Genomic DNA, 690 nt, shown 5'->3' with positions numbered 1-690 from the left:
ATGACCAAAAAGGTCAAGTTCTGTTTGAAATCAAACTGGCTGAAAATGCTGCATTCTCTACCTGCGTAGAGTTCGTTAAGCTGACTCGTAACGATGCTGGTGAGTGGACAGTAACCAACCTGACCAATCCTATCGGCGTGAGCAAAGCTAATGGTCTGGAAGACCTTCTGGATAAATACAACAAGTAAGGAATACTAATGGCTATTATCCTCAAGAAAGGTGAAGAGACTGTACTGGTAAACGACAAAGGTATGCCAGTTCTGAACCTAACTGTTGGTGCAAATTGGGGCAAGATTAATCGTCTTGGCTCTGCACCAAAAGCTGGTTTCATCGACCGTCTGATTGGTAACGTTGCTAAGGTTACTGGTCAGTTGGAAGATGTAGACCTTGACCTTTCTCTGCTATTCTTCAATGGTAGCAAAGAGTTCGTAGAGAAGTGTTACTTCGGTAACAAAACTCTATTCGGTGGAGCAGTAAGTCATACTGGTGACGACCTCACTGGTGATGATGAAGTTGACGAAGCTGATAATGAACGTATCAAGTTTAAAGGTGCTGTAATTCCAATGACAGTTCAGACTGTCTTTGTGGTACTTAACAGCTACCGTCACCAGAACTTCGGTGAGATTCCATTCGTTGGTTTCTCAATCTACGACGGTCTGTATGGTCTTGGTGACAAAGCTCCTCGTCTGG

The 690-nt window shown here is 43.8% G+C and carries 2 protein-coding genes; both read left to right on the top strand.

Translation table 11 applies throughout. The features are described 5' to 3' along the window. A partial coding sequence (locus N1032_RS25580) for a hypothetical protein (protein ID WP_259543414.1) occupies nucleotides 1-188 on the top strand: 188 nt, incomplete at its 5' end. A 9-nt stretch (nucleotides 189-197) separates the two neighbouring features. Beyond that, a partial coding sequence (locus N1032_RS25575) for a TerD family protein (RefSeq protein ID WP_259543413.1) occupies nucleotides 198-690 on the top strand: 493 nt, incomplete at its 3' end.

Origin of the sequence: Herbiconiux daphne (genome assembly GCF_024979295.1) — a bacterium.
Classification (GTDB): Bacteria; Actinomycetota; Actinomycetes; order Actinomycetales; family Microbacteriaceae; genus Herbiconiux; species Herbiconiux daphnes.
Note: the sequence above shows the minus strand (reverse complement) of the source record. Positions and strands in the feature narration are given on the sequence as shown.